We start from the raw sequence: 263 nt of genomic DNA on the forward strand, positions 1-263 counted from the left end.
TAAAAATCACATAGGCCAGTTGGTCGGGGTTGTGCGCGTATCCAATCGCGGGCTTGTCCTCGCCTTGCCACAGGGCCTGCGCGACCAGGCACGTCGGCTGTGTGCGCAGCTGCGGCAGCACGCTATCCAGCACGCCGGTGGCGCTGTCGCACACCAGTAGCAGCGGCGCTGCACCCAGGTTAAGCAGTTCGGCCAGGCGTGTGGCCGGCTGTTGAATGTCCAGGGCCTGGAAGGCGGCACCAGCCTTGAGTGTACCGATCATC

General features: G+C 64.3%; 1 protein-coding gene. It reads right to left on the reverse strand.

From position 1 onward, the window contains the following. Window positions 1-263, reverse strand: a 263-nt coding sequence (locus HX846_RS39850; RefSeq protein WP_256740145.1) for a hypothetical protein, incomplete at both ends; no start/stop codon positions are given.

The sequence above is a fragment of the Pseudomonas sp. K5002 genome (assembly GCF_013386655.1).
Taxonomy (GTDB): Bacteria; Pseudomonadota; Gammaproteobacteria; order Pseudomonadales; family Pseudomonadaceae; genus Aquipseudomonas.